Origin of the sequence: Actinoplanes sp. NPDC051343 (assembly GCF_044455125.1) — a bacterium.
Classification (GTDB): Bacteria; Actinomycetota; Actinomycetes; order Mycobacteriales; family Micromonosporaceae; genus Actinoplanes.
Genome location: NZ_JBITEL010000002.1, coordinates 532,746 through 548,409 on the forward strand (window position 1 = coordinate 532,746; position 15,664 = coordinate 548,409).

Consider the following 15,664-nt stretch of genomic DNA (forward strand, 5'->3'; position numbering starts at 1 on the left):
CGGCCCGGGCTGCTGTACGAGCGCCCGGGCCCGCGTACCGGAATCAGGCGACCGCGGTCCAGATGAGCGCGGCAATCCCGGCGACCACGCAGTAGATCGCGAAGGGGTTGAGGGTGCGGGTCTCGAAGTATTTCGTGAGGAAGCGCAGCGAGACGTAGGCCGCGATCGCTGCGACCACGCTGCCCGCCAGCACCGGGCCGAGGATGCCGTGGCCCGCCGGGCCGGCCAGCGACGGCAGTTTCAGCACGCCGGCCGCCAGGATCACCGGGGTCGCGAGGAGGAACGCGAACCGCGCCGCGTCCTCGTGGGACAGGCCCTTCAGCAGGCCTGCGCCGATCGTCGCGCCGGAACGGCTGATGCCCGGGAAGAGCGCCAGGATCTGCGCCGCGCCGATCAGGATCGCCTGGCCCCAGCTCTGCGAGGCGAGGCGGTTGTCGGACTCGACGTCGCCGCCGTGGGAGGCCGAGACGCCGCCGCGGGCGGCCGCCGACTGGTAGACCCGGCCGCCGCCCGGCGTCTCGGCGATCACCGGAACCTCGTCGTGGACCGCCGACTTCTTCTTGATGCGTTCCACCGTGGCCAGCATGATGCCGTTCAGGATCAGGAACACCGCGGCCGGCCCGGGCTTGCCCAGGGCCGCTCGCAGCGCATGATCGAGCAGCACGCCCGCGATGCCGACCGGTATCGTCGCCGCGATCAGCAGCCAGGCCAGGCGCTGGTCGGGCGTCGAGATCGTACGGTCACGGAGCGAACTGAACAGGCCTTTGACGATGCGTACCCAGTCGTTGCGGAAGAAGATCACCAGCGAGATCGCCGTCGCGACGTGCACGGCGACGACGAACGCCAGGTAGGGCGACTCGTCGGCGGTCATGCTGAGGTCCCGGGCCCAGCTTCCGCCGATGATCGCCGGGATCAGCACGCTGTGACCGAGGCTCGACACCGGGAAGAGTTCGGTCACGCCCTGCAGCAGACCGATGAAGATCGCTTCCGGGTAGGTCAGGGACGGCACGGCCATGGGCACTTCTCTCCGGTTCGGTCACGCTTTTTTCGGTACGCGGGTGGTCCGTTCAGTCACTCCAGGAGCACGGGCAAACCTTCCAGGCCGAACACGATCGAGGCCCGCCGCATCGCGAGTTTCGCCGGATCGGCGGCCAGTTTCATCCCCGGGAACCGCCGCACGAGGGCCGGGTAGGCGATCCGCAGCTCCATCCGGGCCAGCTCGGCACCGACGCAGCGGTGGAACCCGTACCCGAAGGCCAGATGCGACTTCGTCGTCCCGCGGCCGGCGTCGATCTGGTCCATGCCGGGGCCGAGCACGCTGTCGCGGTCGGCGGCGCTGAGCGAGCACATGACGACGTCACCGGCCTTGATCGGCACCCCGGCCACCTCGAGGTCGCGCACCGCGAACCGCGGGAAGGCCACCTGCACCACGGTCAGGTAGCGCAGCAGCTCCTCGACCAGGTCGTCGGCCGGCTCCCCGGCCCGCAGCGGGTCGGCCAGGTGCGGCTGGTTCATCAAAACCAGCGAGCCCAGCGCGAGCATGCTGGCACTGGTCTCGAGCCCGCCGGTCAGTACGCCGTCGGCCAGGCCGGCCAGCTCGCGGTCGTCGATGTTGTCGCCCTCGGCCCGGATGATCGAGCCGAGCAGGCCGTCGCCCGGGTCCTTGCGCTCCTTGGTGATCAGCCCGCCGAGGTAGTCGAGCGACTCGGTCATCGCGTCGAGCGACGCGTGCGCCCCGTCGTCGAGGTCGAACCGGGACGTGCTGAGCTTCTGGAAGTAGTCGCGGTCGGAGTAGGGGACGCCGAGCAGCTCGCAGATCGCCAGCGCCGGGATCGGCAGGGCGAACTCCTGCCACAGGTCGACCGCTCCCTCCATGGCCGCCATCGCGTCGAGCCGGTCGTTCACGATCGTGGTGATCCGCGGTTGCAGGCGGGCCAGCCGCCGCATGGTGAACTCGGGCGTCAGCAGCCGCCGCAGCCGGGTGTGCACCGGCGGGTCGGCGAACCCGAGCCCGCCCGGGGTGGCTCCGGCGTCGACGCCGATGCGGCCGGCCAGCTTCCCGAAGTCGTTGCTGAAACCGTCCACGCTGCCGAGCACCGCGCGGACCGGCTCGTAGCCGGTGACCAGCCAGGCCCGGATGCCCAACGGCAGCGACAGGCGGCTGACCGGCTCCCGCTCGCGCAGCTCGTTCACCTTGGCGCTCGGGTCGAGGCCGTCCCGGAACAGCGGGAACAGCACACTCTCCGGCAGCATCGACAGGTTGCCGCCGAACGACATGCCGGACGAGCCACCGGCGTACCGGCGGGCCACGAACCCCAGCAGCCGCGACCGTACCGACGAGACCAGCGAGGCGACGCTCACGTGGCTCCCCTTCCCAGCGTCCGGCGCGGTCGGCCCGCGCGGTCGAAGCATGATCACACGACGGCCTCCGCGAGCGAAGACACGTCCCCCATTTGTGAGCCTCCCGCGCCTCTGTTTCGACGGAGGTCTCTTCAGCCTTTTCTCAGCACAGTCGCACATAACGGAGGTCGTTCCGTCGTGACGCTGACCGACAGTGGCTCGGTGGATCCTCACCGTACTTTCACATGCGGGCTGATGAGATGGCCCGCATGAGCCGCCAGCAGGTCGTCCGGCTGCTCCCGGCCGCGGGGCCGGGGCTGCTCATGCTTGCGCTCGGGTTGATCGGGGCCGGCCGGCCGGTCCTCAGCTGGGACGAGATCGCGACCGCCGATGTGGCGCGCCGCACACCTGCGCAGATCTGGCACCTCGTCCAGCATGTGGACGGCGTGTTCGGACCCTACTACTTCCTCGCCCACTTCTGGACGTCGCTCGCCGGCAGCAGTCCGGTGTCGCTGCGGCTGCCGTCGATCGTGGCGATGGCCGGGGCGGCCGCCGTGGTCGGCGCGCTCGGGCGGCGCTGTTTCGGACCGGCGACCGGCGCGCTGGCCGGGGTGCTGTTCTGCCTGCTACCCGGCACGACCCGATATGCGGCCGAGGCCCGGCCCTACGCGTTCGCCTGCTTCTTCGCACTGCTCGCGCTGTTCCTGCTCGAACGCGCGCTCGACCGGCCGGTGCCCGGACGGTGGGTCTTCTACGGGCTCGCGGTGGTGTTCGTGGGGCTGTCGCATCTGATCGCCCTGACCACGCTGGCGGCCCACGCGGTGGTGATGTGGCGGCGCGGCTCACGCCGTACGGTCATCAGATGGGCCGCGTCCGCGGGACCGGCGTTCCTGGCCCTCGGCCCGCTGTTCTGGTTCGGGGCACATCAGCGGGGTGCGCAGCTCTCCTGGGTGCCGCCGCTGACGACCGGGGTGCTGTGGAAGTTCCCGGGTGACGTCGTCGGCTCGGTGGCCGCGGGGTGGCTGCTGCTCGGACTCGCGGTCATCGGGTTGTGCCGGCCGGTGCCGCATCGAGCCACGCTCGCCGCGCTGATCCTCGGGCCGGTCGTCACCGTGGGCCTGGTGTCGTGGCTGGTAGCGCCGTACTGGGTGCCGCGCTACCTGCTGGTCGTGCTGGCTCCTCTCGCCTTGCTGGCGGCGGCCGGGCTGCACGACGTGCTGTTCGTCGCACCCCGGCCGGCCGTGGTCCGGCTTCCGGTGACGCGCCCGGCCGAGGCGCCCACGCCGGTTCTCGTCGGCGCCCCGGCCCGGTCCGCCCCGCCCGCCCGGGCCGCCCCGCCCGCCCGAGCCGCCCAGCCCTCCGTTGCCGCGGCCCCTCCACCGGCCCGGCAGCGTGGTCTCGTGGCCCGGACCGGCGTCGTCCTCGCCCTGATCGCCTGCGCCGTCTATCCCGCACAGCGCGCCGTCCGCAGCCCGCACGCCAAAGCCGGCAGCGACTACCGCACGGCCGCCGCCATCGTCGGTCACGACCAGCAGCCCGGCGACGGCGTCATCTACACACCGAACAGCCGCACGATGCGCCCCGGCCTCGGGTCGTACCTGCCGCACGGCCCCGCCGACCTGCTGCTGGCCCGCACCGCGGCGTCGGCCGGCGAGTTGCACGCCATCGAACTGCCGCCGACCGCGGCCCGTCTGGGCCACACCCCGCGGCTCTGGCTGCTGCTCTACGGCCACCACCAAAACCCTTTGACCGTACGCACGGACCTTCGCACCCTGTTCGAGGGCCACTTCCGCCTCGACCGGATCTGGTTCCCCCGCAACGCGACCCTCGCCCTCTACGTTCGTGACGACCGATGACGACTCCTGATCTCGCCCGGGCGCTCGGGTTCCGCGAACCATGCGCTCAGCTCAGTTTCGAGGTGAGCTGACCGGTGGGATCCGACTGGTGGTGGGAGCTGGAGGTACCCGCGGCCCGGCCGGAGACGGCACTGCGCCGCACCTACCAGCTCGCCGCCCAGCACGACCTGCGGCCGCGGCGCTACGACGGCCTGATCACGATCATCGACGACGAGGGCGACCAGGTCACGGTCGGCGACTTCGACGCGGCCATGGCCGCGATGGCCGCCGGCGCGGCCAGCCAGTGGTGGACGAAGAACAACGACGACGTGTTCGTCCGCCTGAAAGACGGGCGGCTGTCCTGGTCGATGCCCACGTTCGGCCCGCACGGCCGGCTGACCGCCCTGTGGCTCGACGTGGCCCGGTTCCTGGACGCCCGGCTCGGCCGGGTCCTCGACGAGTGGTCGTCCGAACAGGTCTGGGACCTCCACGACGCCACCCACCCGACCGCGGGCAACTGGCCGGCCGAACTCGGCTGGCTGACCTACGCCGGGCCGTCCATCCACCCCTCCGCGCCGCCGCTGCCGGAGGTCGCCGCCCGCACCCGCGTCCTGTCCAACGGTGCCCGCCTGGTGACCCTGCTCGACGACCCGGCGTCCGTCGACCCGCTCCACTACGAACAGCTCCACCGCCGCTGGTTGAATCTCCCCGGCGAACACCTCCGGCCCGAGCAGGCACGATAGGCTCTGCCGTCGTGAGCGAAGCCTTCCGTACGCTGCACGAGTCCGGCACCTTCGTGATCCCGAACCCGTGGGACATCCCGTCGGCGCGGCTGCTGGAGCACCTCGGGTTCGCGGCTCTGGCCACGACCAGCTCCGGGTTCGCCGCGACCCTCGGCCGCGGCGATCAGCACGTCAGCCGCGACGAGCTCGTACGGCACGTCGCGAGCCTGACCGCCGCCGTGAGCATTCCGGTGTCGGTGGACGCCGAGCGGGGCTACGCCACCGGCGCCGCCGGGGTCGCCACGACCGTCCGCATGCTGATCGAGGCCGGCGCCGCCGGGGTGTCGATCGAGGACTACGACCCGGATGCGCAGGCCGTCTACCCGGCCGGGGTGGCCGCCGAGCGGATCGCCGCCGCGGCCGCCGAGTGCGACCGGCACGGTGTGGTGCTGACCGGGCGGGCCGAGAACCATCTGTACGACGCGGGCGGGCTGGACGACACGATCGCGCGGCTGATCGCGTACCGGGAGGCCGGAGCCACCTGCCTCTACGCGCCCGGGTTGAGCGACCTCGGCGACATCGCGAAGGTGGTCCGCGAGACCGGCGCCCCGGTCAACGTGCTCGCGCTGCGGAACGGGCCGAGCGTGCCCGAGCTGGCCGGGGCCGGCGTCCGGCGCGTCTCGACCGGTGGCAGCCTGGCCTGGGCGGCGTACGGCGCGCTGGTCGACGCCGCCACCGAACTGCGCGACCAGGGCACCAGCACCTATCTCGACCGCGCCCTGCCCCGCGCGGTGCGCGACGCCGCGTTCCCCGCCGATGACTGATCCTGAGCTCGCCGAGCAGGTCGCCTACTACCGGCGGCGTGCTCCCGAGTACGACGCCACCTCGTACGGTGACGTCGACGCCGCCCGGCGGCGGATCGGTGAGCTGGCCCGGGCCATGCGGCCGACCGGCCGCGTCCTCGAGATCGCCTGCGGCACCGGCATGTGGACGTCGGCCCTCGCCGAGCACGCGGACGAGGTGCTGGCGGTCGATGCCGCCCCCGAGGCGCTGGAGATCGCCCGCCGCCGGACGACCGCCGCCAACGTCACCTTCGAGGTCGCCGACGTCTTCGCCTGGGAACCGGCGGCCCGGTTCGACACGATCTTCTTCTCGGCCTGGCTGTCGCATGTGCCGGCCCGCCGGTTCGACGACTTCTGGGGGCGGCTGGCCCGCTGGACGACCCGGGTCCTGTTCGTCGACGAGCCGGCCGGGGAGGAGGCCAAGGAGTCGTACGTACGCGACGAGACGGTCGAGCGGCGCCTCACCGACGGCACCACCTTCCACATCGTCAAGACGTTCATCGACCCGGCCCGGCTGAAGCGCGACCTCGACCGCCTGGGCTGGACCTGCGCCACCCGCCGCGACGACGCCGACTGGCCGTGGATCTACGGTGAGGCAGAGCTCAGAACGGGTACGACCGGGGGCTGTCCCGCAGGGTGATCCACTGCTGGTCGGTGAACTCCTCGGCCGTGAATCCCAGCCCGAACCGCCCCCAGCCGCTGTCCTTCAGCCCGCCGAACGGCATCTGCGGCTCGTCGTTGACGGTCTGGTCGTTGACGTGCACGATGCCGGCCGACAACTGCTGGGCCAGGCCCAGGCTGCGGTAGACGTCGGCCGAGATGATGCCGGCCGTCAGCCCGAAGCGGGACGCGTTGGCCCGGGCGACCGCCTCGTCCGGCCCGTCCACCACCTCGATCAGCGCGACCGGGCCGAACGTCTCCTCGAAGGCGATCTCGGCCGCCGGCGGTACGTCGGTGAGCACGGTCGGCCGGTAGCAGGGGCCGACCGCGGAGCCGCCGGTCAGCACCGTGGCGCCGAGCGACACCGCTTCCGACACCCGCCGCGAGATCAGCGCGTGCGCCCACTCGTTGATCAGCGGCCCGACCACGGTCGCCGGGTCGCGGGGGTCGCCGACCGGGAGGCCGGCGACCCGGTCGACGAATCCGGAGATGAACGACGATGCCACCGAGCGGTCGACGATGATCCGCCGGACGCACATGCACACCTCGCCCTGGTGCACGAAAGCGCCGAAGGTCGCCGCGGTGACGGCGAGCGGCAACGAGGCATCCGACAGCACGAGCAGCGGGTTCGAGCCGCTCAGCTGGAGGACCGACCGTTTCAGATGCCGCGCCGCCGACTCGGCCAGCCGTCGTCCGGTCCCGGTCGAGCCGGTGAAGCTGACCCGCCGCACCAGCGGATGCGAGACCAGCTCGGACGCGACCATCGAGGCCTCCCCCGGCGCGTGGGTGACGACGTTCAGCGCGCCGTCGGGAAGCCCCGCCTCGGCGAGCAGCGACGCCCAGAAGGTGCCGCCGGTCAGCGGCGACTCCTCGGACGGCTTCAGAACGACGGTGTTGCCCAGCGCCAGCGGCCCGACGACGGCCCGCCCGGCCAGCACCAGCGCCGCATTCCACGGCGCGATCGCGGCCACCACCCCGACCGGCCGGCGGACCGCAAGCGCCTGTGTCCCCGCGATGTCGGAGGGCACCAGATGGCCGGGCGACGCGTACGGAAGAGCGGCCGCCTGCCGCAGCAGGGCGAGGCAGAAGTCGATCTGTATCCGCGCGAAGACGACGCCGCAGCCGGTCTCGGCGGCGAGCAGATCGACCACCGCGGCCGCGCGGGCGGCCAGTAGGTGGGCGGCCCGCAGAAAGACCTGCTGGCGGGAGGAGGGCGACCACGACGACCACACCGGGAACGCGGCCTGGGCCGCCTCGACCGCCAGCCGGGCGTCTTCGGCGTCGCCGGACGCGACCGACGCGAACACCGACCGGTCCCACGGGTCGAAGTCGTCGAAGCGCCGCCCGCTCACGGCCGGAACCCACGACCCGCCGATGAACAGGTCGGCCGTCTGTGTCACCGCGGCAGCCTAACAATGTTCCGGTAGCCGGAACAGCCACTGATACAGTCCAACGCCATGACCGAGGCATCGGGCGCAGGGTTCTCGCAGTCCCTCGAGCGGGGGCTGACCATCCTGTCGGAGTTCGCCGCCCGCGGCCCGGTGCTCGGCATCGCCGACCTGTCCCGCGCGGTCGGGCTCAACCGCAGCACCACCCACCGCTACGTCGCGACGATGGCGAAACTCGGCTTCCTGCAACAGGATCCGGACACCCGCAAATACTCGCTCGGCCCCAAGGTGGCCGACCTCGGGTTCGCCGCGATCGGCTCCCTCGAGCTGACCGGGGTAGCGGCCGGCCACCTGCAGACGCTCTCCGACGAGACCGGGTGCGCGGCCAGCATGGCGGTGCTCGACGGGCCGGACATCGTCTATGTCGAGCGGCGCCGCAGCCGGCGGGCGGCCGGCCTGGTGGTCGACCTCAACCTGCACGTCGGGTCGCGGCTGCCGGCCTACTGCACCTCGATGGGCAAGGTGCTGCTCGCCCACCGCGACCCCGTCGCCCTACGGCCCCTGCTCGACCGGATGGACCTCGCGCGGCGAGGTCCCAAGACCATTACCGTACGCGAGCAGCTCGTGTCCGCCCTGGCCAAGGTGAGGCAGGCCGGCATCGCGGTCAACGACGAGGAACTCGCACCGGGGCTGCGGTCGATCGCCGCCCCGATCCGCGACCGCGAGGGCCACGTGGTCGCCGCGATCAACGTCGCGGTCCAGCTGACGACCTGGACGATGTCGGTCGAGTCGGTGGTGAACCGCCTCGAGCGCCCGCTCCGCCGCGCCGCCGACGACATTTCGTCCCAGCTGGGATACCGCCGTTCGAACAGCTGAAACACGCGGTTGTCCACCGGGAGGCACGCGCATACGGTCGGCGGAAACCGCGGAAGGAGCCGTCATGGCGCTGCTCGACGAATCCCGATGGAACGACCTGATCTTCTCCGACGGCGCCTGGGGACCCGGCCGCGGCGCCGGATCGGACGTGGTCGAGCCGGCCACCGGCGAGGCCCTCGGGCGGATCACGCTGGCCACGCCGGACGACGTGGCGCGCGCCGCGCGTACGGCCGCAATCGCCCAGCGTGAGTGGGCCGCGACGCCGCACACGCAGCGTGCCGCCGTCCTTCGCAAGGCCGCCGCCCTGTGGACCGAGCACGCCGAGGAGATCACCTGGTGGAACGTGCGCGAGGTGGGCGCCGTGCCGGGAATGGCGGGGTTTGCGGTGCACGTCGCCGAACAGGAGTGCTACGAGGCCGCGTCGCTGCCCAGCCGGCCCTACGGCGAACTCGTGCCGAGCGAGCAACCGCGCCTGTCGATGACCCGGCGCTACCCGGCCGGCGTGGTCGGCGTGATCTCGCCGTTCAACGTGCCGATCATCCTGGGCATCCGCTCGGTGGCACCCGCACTCGCGCTCGGCAACGCCGTACTCCTCAAGCCCGACCCCCGCACCGCCGTGACCGGCGGCCTCATCCTGGCCCGGATCTTCCAGGAGGCCGGCCTGCCGGACGGCCTGCTGCAGACCCTGATCGGCGGCGTCGACGTCGGCGAGGCGATCATCGCCGACCCGGCCGTGCGCGTCATCTCGTTCACCGGTTCGACACGGGCCGGCCAGCGGGTCGGCGAACTGGCCGGCCGGCATCTCAAGCGCGCCCACCTCGAACTCGGCGGCAACTCGGCGATGATCGTCCTGGACGACGCCGACGTCGACGCGGCCGTCGGGCTGGCCGCCTGGGGCAGCTACTTCCACCAGGGCCAGATCTGCATGACGACCGGCCGCCACCTGGTGCACGAGCGCATCTACGACGACTTCGTGCAGCGCCTGGCCGACAAGGCGGCCAAGCTCCCGGTCGGTGACCCGGCCCGCGAACAGGTAGCGCTCGGTCCGGTCATCGACGCCACCCAGCGCGACAAAATCCACTCCCTCGTCACCGCGGGTGGCGGCCGCATCGTCACCGGCGGCGAATACGACAGGCTCTTCTACCAGCCGACGGTCATCGCCGACACGACCCCGGACACCCCGGCCTTCGCCAGCGAGATCTTCGGCCCGGTCGCGCCGGTCGCCAAGTTCGGCAGCCTCGACGAGGCGGTCGCCCTGGCCACCGCCAGCGAGTACGGCCTGGCCCTCGGCATCGTCACCCAGGACGCGATGCGCGGCGTGGCCCTGGCCGACCGCATCCCGACCGGGATCGTGCACGTCAACGACCAGACGGTCAACGACGAGGCCAACGCCCCGTTCGGCGGCATGGCCGCCTCCGGCACCGGCTCCCGCTTCGGCGGCGCCGCGGCCAACATCGACGCCTTCACCGAGACGCGCTGGATCACCGTCCGCGGCCAGGCCGCAACGTATCCGTTCTGAGCTTGCTGGCTGAACTTGCTGGCTCCGCTTCGCTCCGCCCGCGCTTTGCCCCGCTGATGAGTTGGCAGCCGGGCAAAGCGCGGGCGTTCCGTGGCATGGTCGCTCTACTAAGGACAGATCGTTACTGACGGCTGACGGCTGGCGGCTGGCGGCTGGCGGCTGCGGCTGCGGCTGGCGGCTGCGGCTGGCGGCTGCGGCTGCGGCTGGCGGCTGCGGCTGCGGCTGGCGGCTACGGCTGGCGGCTACGGCTGGCGGCTACGGCTGGCGGCTGGCGGCTGGCGGCTGTTCGCTGGTGGGCTGTCGGATGCTGGGCCGCCGCCCGGGGCGTCGCCAGTTCGCCCAATATTCGCTGGGCATCATGCGCGGCCGCTGCTCGCCGCCGTGTTCGCGATCGTGCTGGCCTGGCTCGGCCTCAATCTGCCCAGCTGGCCGGCCGCCGTCCGCGGCGCCGGCCTGGTCATCGTCCTCGGTGCCTGCCTCAACGCGCTGGCGATCGGGCTCAACGGCCGCATGCCGTACAGCCCGGGCGCGGCCGAAGCGGCCGGCCTGCACCACATCGACGCCGTCACCCCGAAGAACATGCCCGCCGACGCCGGCACCCGCCTGGCCCCGATCGGCATCCCGCTGCTGCACAAGGTCGCCAGTCCCGGCGACGTCCTGATCACCGTGGGCGCGGCTGCCCTGGTCGTCCTCGTGATGCGCCGCGGCCGCCCGGCCACGCGGAAGGCCGCACCACGAGAGCCGGCACTCGCCTGACCCGCTCTGCTCCGGCGCACCCTACAGATACGGAGGCCGACCGCCCATGCGCCTCATCCGCCCGACGCTCCTGACCGTCCTCAGCCTGGCGCTGCTGCTCTACACGATCGGCGCCCCGTACGAACCGGCACCGACACGCTGCTGCTGATCACGATCGGCGCCCCGTCGCAGATGTCGTAGAAAGGTCCCGAAAGGTCTCCGGCCACGCGAAGCTCCCTGCGCTCGCGTGGCCGGTGCCATTCTCGGATCATGCCGAAGCCGGTTCTCTACATCGTTGCGTGCGGCGCCCCCGCCGCCCCCGATCTGCCGCCGTTCGTCGCCGAGATGCAGGCGGCCGGCTGGGACGTCTGCGTGATCGCCACCCCGGACGGACTCAAGTTTCTCGATCGGGAGGCCCTCGAAGCCCGCACCGGGCATCCGGTCCGGTCGCGGTACAAACAACCGGCCGAACCCGATGTCCTTCCGCCCGCCGACGCGTTCGTCGTCGCGCCCGCCACCTTCAACACGATCAACAAGATGGTGCACGGCGCGAGCGACACCCTCGCGCTCGGCCTGCTCAACGAGGGACTCGGCCGGGGCCGCCCGATCATCGCGATGCCGGTCGTCAACGCCGATCTTGCGCGGCATCCCGCGTTCCCGGCCAGCATTGACGTGCTGCGCCGGTGGGGTGTCGAGGTTGTCGGTTCCTGGGCCGAACTCCCCGGCGCCGCGCGGGCACTTCTGGAAAAGCAGGCCAGGACATAGCATGACCGGACATTGAATAACGGCGGGGAGAGGTCATGCGCGAGGTTTTCCCGGACGACTTCACCCGGGTCCGCAGCTCGCTGGTGATCATGGCCAAGGCGGTCCGCGAGGCGATGCGCCAGGCCAGTGCCGCGTTGCTCGCCGCCGACCAGAACCTGGCGCACGGTGTGACCGTCCGCGACGCCGAGATCGACGTGCTCTACCGCGTGGTCGAGGACCGGGTCTACGACCTGGTCGCCCGCCGGCGCCCGGTGGGCGGCGACCTGCGCGTCGTCATGACGGCGCTGCAGGTGGCCGCCGACCTCGACCGGATGGGCGAGCTGGCCGTGCACGTCGCCCGGTCGACGCTGCGCCGGCACCCGCAGCCGGCGGTCGCCCCCGAACTGGCCCTGCTGTTCCGGTCGATGGCCGCCGTCGCCGACGAGCTGGCCGCCAAGATTGTCTCCGCGCTCGCCGACCAGGACGAGGTGCTCGCCGCCGGCCTGGACGCCGACGACGACGCCATGGACGAGCTGCACCGTGACCTGTTCGCCGTCATGCTCAGCCACGAGTGGCCGGTCGGCGTCGAGGCCGCCGTCGACGGTGCTCTTCTCGGCCGTTACTACGAGCGTTACGCCGACCACGCCGTCAACATCGGCCGGCAGGTCGCGTTTCTGCCCAGCGGCCGACCGGCCGAGGCCGCCTGACACCTCAGCCGCGCTTGCCGTCGAACGCCTTGGCCTGGCAGGCCAGCTCCATGTCCGGGTCCGGGGGCCAGTCGTCCCAGCCGGGGCCGGGCACCCACTTGCCGTCCTTCTTGACCAGCGGCTCGCAGTGTGCGACCAGGCACCGGTTGTAGTCGTCGTTGTCGTCGGCCCAGTACGGGTTCTTGTCCTCGTCGAGTTCGGTGGCGAGGACCGGTTTCAGTTTCCCGCAGGCTGCCGTCACCTTCGGATCGGTCTCGGCCCGGATCCGGCCGTTCGTGGCCTTCGTGGTGCCGGTCGCGTCGATGCCGAGGAGCCCGTCCGGGCCGGTACGCACCGGGATCCCATGGTCGCCCAGGCACTTCATCCAGGGTTGCGCCATCCGGGCCGCCTCCTCCGCCGTGGTGTCGGGCCGGATGACCGGCGCCTGCGAGCCGGCCGGCGGGGCGGACGGGGCGGACGACTGCAACGTCGCCACCTGCGGCGCGGATTTCTTGTGTTCGCCACCGCCGCGGTGCCGGTGACCGGGCCCATCCGTGCGGCCATCGCGGCCGCCTGCGGCTCGAAGGCCACCGGCGGTTTCTGGTCGGGCATGGCGCTGACCTGCAACAGGTTGGTGCCGAACCGGGCCAGGTCGCGCATCAGCGCCCGCTGGCCGGCCGCCGGGATGCCGATGACCACGACCATCGTGGCGATACCGACCGCGATGCCGAGGGCCGACAGGGCGGCGCGCATCCGGCGTTCGCGGAGCCCGGCCAACGCCAGCGCGAGATGGTCGGCCTGCTCCAGCACATCGTCGACGACCTGGCCGACCTCGCCGCCGCCGCCGCCGCCGACGACGCCGACGCCGACGCCGACGCGCTCACCCTGAACCGCGCCGGCCACCCGGTCGCCGGCTTGCTGGCCCAGGTGACCGAGGCGCACCGGGGTGCCGCCGTGACCGTCTCGATGGCGGTCGAGGGCGAACCCGGCGCGTTCGTCGACCCGGTGCGATTCCGCCAGATCATCGGCAACCTGCTGACCAACGCGATCCGGCACACCCCGGCCAGCGGCCGGGTCGAGGTGCGCGCCCGGGTCCGCCGGCCCCGCGCTGATCGTCGAGGTCGCCGACACCGGCGAGGGCATCGCGGCGGCTGACCTGCCGCACGTGTTCGACCGTTTCTGGCGGGCCGACCGGGCTCGGGGCCGGGCCACCGGCGGCAGCGGCCTCGGCCTGTCGATCGCCCGGAAGCTGGTCGAGGCCCACGGGGCTGATATCTCGGTGGTCAGCCGCCCGGGCGCGGGGAGTACCTTCACGGTGCGACTTCCCGCCGTCAGGCCGCGACCACCGCCACTTCGCGCGGGCCGAGCACCGCTGGCGCCCCCGCAATGCCGGCCAGCTCGACCGGCCGGTCGGTGCGGTTGATGTAGAACCGGACCGGCCCGCGGACGGCCAGTTCCACCCGCCCGCGTACCTCGGCCGGTAACTCACTCACGACACCGGCCCGCGACAGCAGGCTGTCCAGCACCGGCACCAAACCGTCCGGGCCCAGCCGGGTCGAGACGTAGGACGCCGAGCCCGGGCCGACGGAACGACGGGTCACCGCGGCCCGCCCGGCCATCTCGCCCGTCTTGTAGGAGACCAGCACCTCCGTCGAGGCGTCCACCACGTCGATCCGGTCGGTCCACAGCGTGCCGGCCGTGCCGTTGTCCAGCGCCACCTGCTCGTCGTCCAGCAGCGGCGCGAACTCCTCGATGCGGATGCCGAGCAGCGGCCGCAGGGCCCCCGGATAACCGCCGAGCCACACGTGGTCGTTCTCGTCGACGATGCCCGAGAAGTACGTCGTGATCAGGTGGCCGCCGCCGGAAACGTACGCCGAGAGCCGTTCCGCGAGGGAGGACGGGACCACATGGAGCATCGGCGCGACCACCACCGCATAGCCGGTCAGATCCGCGCCAACGGGCACGACGTCCGCCCGCACTCCCAGATCGAGGAACGCGGAGTACCAGTCGAGCGCCTCCTGCCGGTAGCGCAGCCGGGACGACGGATGCGAATCCAGTTCGGCCGCCCACCACGAGGTCCAGTCGAACAGGATCGCGACCGGCGACGGCGTACGGGAAAGACCCGCAACCGAGCGCAGCGACCGCAACCGGTCCCCCAGCGAAGCCACGTCGCGGAACACCGCGGAGTCCGGGCCCGCGTGCGGAACCATCGCCGAATGGTATTTCTCGGCGCCCGCCGCCGACTGCCGCCATTGGAAGAAGCAGACCGCGTCGGCGCCGTGGGCGACGTGGGTCAGCGAGTCCCGGGCGAGTTCACCCGGCTTCTTCGCCACGTTGATCGGCTGCCAGTTGACCGCGCTGGTGGAATGCTCCATGAGGAACCATGGCCGGCCGCCGGCCAGATTGCCGGTCAGGTTGGCCGAGAACGACAGTTCGTCGTGGGCCTGCGGGCCGGGAGTCACGTAGTGGTCGTTGGCGACGAAGTCGACGTCGGCGGCCCACGAGGCGTAGTCCATGCCCTTCGTCTCTCCCATGACCATGAAGTTCGTGGTCACCGGAACCGCGGGGGTCAGCTCCCGCAGCAGTGCACGTTCGTCCCTGAGGTAGGAGAGCAGCGCGTCCGACGAGAACCGCTTGAAATCGAGCTGCTGCGTGGGATTGGGGTGCGTCGCCGCGAGCCGGGGAGGCAGGATCTCGTCCCACGCGCCGTACCGCTGCGACCAGAACGAGGTTCCCCACGCGGCATTGAGAGCGTCCAGTGTGGAATACCGCGCGCGGAGCCACACCCGGAACGCTGCCGCCGCGTCGTCCGAGAAGTCATAGACGTTGTGGCAGCCCAGCTCGTTGGAGACGTGCCAGGCGGCCAGCGCGGGATGCGATCCGTAGCGGGTGGCCATGGCCCGCACCAGACGCAACGCATGGGCCCGGAAGATCGGCGAGGTCGGCCGCCAATGCTGACGCCCGCCCGGCGAGACGACGCGGCCGTCCGGCGAGACCGGCAGGATCGATGGATAGGCGGCCGTCAGCCAGGGCGGCGGCGACGCGGTCGCGGTGGCCAGGTCGACCAGGATCCCGTTGGCGTGCAGCAGATCCATCGCGTCGTCGAGCCAGCCGAAGTCGAATTCGCCGTCGGAGGTCTCCAGGCGGGCCCACGAGAAGATGCCGAGCGAAACGATGGTCACGCCGGCCGCCTTCATGGCCTTCATGTCCTCGTCCCAGACCGCACGCGGCCACTGCTCCGGGTTGTAGTCGGCGCCGAACTCCAGGCGGGGTGTGCCGGTGCGGCGAAGCCAGCGGGGGGTTGTCACACAAGCTCC

17 protein-coding genes are annotated in these 15,664 nt (G+C 71.9%); 11 read left to right on the forward strand and 6 right to left on the reverse strand.

Going from position 1 to position 15,664, the window contains the following annotated elements; translation table 11 throughout:
• Positions 1-43: 43 nt before the first annotated feature.
• Positions 44-1,015 (reverse strand): undecaprenyl-diphosphate phosphatase, encoded by a 972-nt coding sequence (locus ACIA5C_RS09405; RefSeq protein ID WP_396052842.1) that lies wholly within the window; start codon positions 1,013-1,015, stop codon positions 44-46.
• Between the two features lie 56 nt (positions 1,016-1,071).
• On the reverse strand, positions 1,072-2,361 hold the full coding sequence (locus ACIA5C_RS09410) for a cytochrome P450 (RefSeq protein ID WP_396052843.1): 1,290 nt from the start codon (positions 2,359-2,361) through the stop codon (positions 1,072-1,074).
• Between the two features lie 224 nt (positions 2,362-2,585).
• Between ACIA5C_RS09410 and ACIA5C_RS09415 the strand changes: the two genes are divergently transcribed.
• From ACIA5C_RS09415 to ACIA5C_RS09430, 4 genes are all read left to right on the forward strand, one after another.
• Complete coding sequence (locus ACIA5C_RS09415; protein WP_396052844.1) at positions 2,586-4,196, forward strand: glycosyltransferase family 39 protein; 1,611 nt, start codon at positions 2,586-2,588, stop codon at positions 4,194-4,196.
• Between the two features lie 74 nt (positions 4,197-4,270).
• The gene (locus ACIA5C_RS09420) at positions 4,271-4,918 is read left to right on the forward strand and encodes a hypothetical protein (protein WP_396052845.1); all 648 of its coding nucleotides are present in this window, start codon (positions 4,271-4,273) and stop codon (positions 4,916-4,918) included.
• A gap of 11 nt (positions 4,919-4,929) precedes the next feature.
• Complete coding sequence (locus ACIA5C_RS09425) at positions 4,930-5,721, forward strand: isocitrate lyase/phosphoenolpyruvate mutase family protein (RefSeq protein WP_396052846.1); 792 nt, start codon at positions 4,930-4,932, stop codon at positions 5,719-5,721.
• Positions 5,714-6,379 (forward strand): class I SAM-dependent methyltransferase, encoded by a 666-nt coding sequence (locus ACIA5C_RS09430; RefSeq protein ID WP_396052847.1) that lies wholly within the window; start codon positions 5,714-5,716, stop codon positions 6,377-6,379. Before ACIA5C_RS09425 ends, ACIA5C_RS09430 begins: the two co-directional genes overlap by 8 nt.
• On the opposite strand, the gene ACIA5C_RS09435 is transcribed toward ACIA5C_RS09430, so the two are convergent.
• A complete protein-coding gene (locus tag ACIA5C_RS09435; RefSeq protein WP_396052848.1) occupies positions 6,342-7,799 on the reverse strand; it encodes an aldehyde dehydrogenase family protein in 1,458 nt (485 codons plus the stop codon). The genes ACIA5C_RS09430 and ACIA5C_RS09435 overlap by 38 nt on opposite strands.
• Positions 7,800-7,856: 57 nt before the next feature.
• Between ACIA5C_RS09435 and ACIA5C_RS09440 the strand changes: the two genes are divergently transcribed.
• The 5 genes from ACIA5C_RS09440 to phoU all read left to right on the forward strand — a co-directional run bounded on the left by ACIA5C_RS09440 (position 7,857) and on the right by phoU (position 12,368).
• Positions 7,857-8,663, forward strand: a complete 807-nt coding sequence (locus tag ACIA5C_RS09440; protein WP_396052849.1) for an IclR family transcriptional regulator — start codon at positions 7,857-7,859, stop codon at positions 8,661-8,663.
• A 64-nt stretch (positions 8,664-8,727) separates the two neighbouring features.
• Positions 8,728-10,182 carry a benzaldehyde dehydrogenase gene (locus ACIA5C_RS09445; protein ID WP_396052850.1) on the forward strand — a complete coding sequence of 485 codons (1,455 nt, stop codon included), beginning with the start codon at positions 8,728-8,730 and terminating at the stop codon, positions 10,180-10,182.
• A 381-nt stretch (positions 10,183-10,563) separates the two neighbouring features.
• Positions 10,564-10,938, forward strand: coding sequence for a DUF5317 family protein (locus tag ACIA5C_RS09450; protein WP_396052851.1), 375 nt, complete (start codon positions 10,564-10,566; stop codon positions 10,936-10,938).
• A 249-nt stretch (positions 10,939-11,187) separates the two neighbouring features.
• The gene (locus ACIA5C_RS09455; protein ID WP_396052852.1) at positions 11,188-11,682 is read left to right on the forward strand and encodes a flavoprotein; all 495 of its coding nucleotides are present in this window, start codon (positions 11,188-11,190) and stop codon (positions 11,680-11,682) included.
• A 35-nt stretch (positions 11,683-11,717) separates the two neighbouring features.
• Positions 11,718-12,368 carry a phosphate signaling complex protein PhoU gene (gene phoU / locus ACIA5C_RS09460; RefSeq protein ID WP_396052853.1) on the forward strand — a complete coding sequence of 217 codons (651 nt, stop codon included), beginning with the start codon at positions 11,718-11,720 and terminating at the stop codon, positions 12,366-12,368.
• Between the two features lie 4 nt (positions 12,369-12,372).
• Here phoU and ACIA5C_RS09465 read toward each other — a convergent pair whose 3' ends face one another.
• The gene (locus ACIA5C_RS09465; protein ID WP_396052854.1) at positions 12,373-12,747 is read right to left on the reverse strand and encodes a hypothetical protein; all 375 of its coding nucleotides are present in this window, start codon (positions 12,745-12,747) and stop codon (positions 12,373-12,375) included.
• Entirely contained in the window at positions 12,729-13,157 is a 429-nt protein-coding gene (locus ACIA5C_RS09470; RefSeq protein WP_396052855.1) for an ABC transporter permease, read from the reverse strand. The genes ACIA5C_RS09465 and ACIA5C_RS09470 overlap by 19 nt, the downstream gene beginning before the upstream one ends.
• Between ACIA5C_RS09470 and ACIA5C_RS09475 the strand changes: the two genes are divergently transcribed.
• A complete protein-coding gene (locus ACIA5C_RS09475) occupies positions 13,137-13,502 on the forward strand; it encodes an ATP-binding protein (protein ID WP_396052856.1) in 366 nt (121 codons plus the stop codon). The genes ACIA5C_RS09470 and ACIA5C_RS09475 overlap by 21 nt on opposite strands.
• 10 nt (positions 13,503-13,512) lie before the next feature.
• On the forward strand, positions 13,513-13,770 hold the full coding sequence (locus ACIA5C_RS09480) for an ATP-binding protein (protein WP_396052857.1): 258 nt from the start codon (positions 13,513-13,515) through the stop codon (positions 13,768-13,770).
• Here ACIA5C_RS09480 and ACIA5C_RS09485 read toward each other — a convergent pair.
• Positions 13,679-15,655: a beta-galactosidase gene (locus ACIA5C_RS09485; RefSeq protein ID WP_396052858.1), complete on the reverse strand. Its 1,977-nt coding sequence runs from the start codon at positions 15,653-15,655 to the stop codon at positions 13,679-13,681. The two genes, ACIA5C_RS09480 and ACIA5C_RS09485, sit on opposite strands and share 92 nt — an antisense overlap.
• Positions 15,656-15,664 lie beyond the last annotated feature (9 nt).

Coding starts and splice junctions, on each gene's coding strand:
- ACIA5C_RS09415 (WP_396052844.1), top strand. CDS start 2,586: ATGCGGGCTGATGAGATGGCCCGCATGAGCCGCCAGCAGGTCGTCCGG.
- ACIA5C_RS09475 (WP_396052856.1), top strand. CDS start 13,137: ATGGTCGGCCTGCTCCAGCACATCGTCGACGACCTGGCCGACCTCGCC.
- phoU (WP_396052853.1), top strand. CDS start 11,718: ATGCGCGAGGTTTTCCCGGACGACTTCACCCGGGTCCGCAGCTCGCTG.
- ACIA5C_RS09430 (WP_396052847.1), top strand. CDS start 5,714: ATGACTGATCCTGAGCTCGCCGAGCAGGTCGCCTACTACCGGCGGCGT.
- ACIA5C_RS09445 (WP_396052850.1), top strand. CDS start 8,728: ATGGCGCTGCTCGACGAATCCCGATGGAACGACCTGATCTTCTCCGAC.
- ACIA5C_RS09405 (WP_396052842.1), bottom strand. CDS start 1,015: ATGGCCGTGCCGTCCCTGACCTACCCGGAAGCGATCTTCATCGGTCTG.
- ACIA5C_RS09440 (WP_396052849.1), top strand. CDS start 7,857: ATGACCGAGGCATCGGGCGCAGGGTTCTCGCAGTCCCTCGAGCGGGGG.
- ACIA5C_RS09455 (WP_396052852.1), top strand. CDS start 11,188: ATGCCGAAGCCGGTTCTCTACATCGTTGCGTGCGGCGCCCCCGCCGCC.
- ACIA5C_RS09465 (WP_396052854.1), bottom strand. CDS start 12,747: ATGGCGCAACCCTGGATGAAGTGCCTGGGCGACCATGGGATCCCGGTG.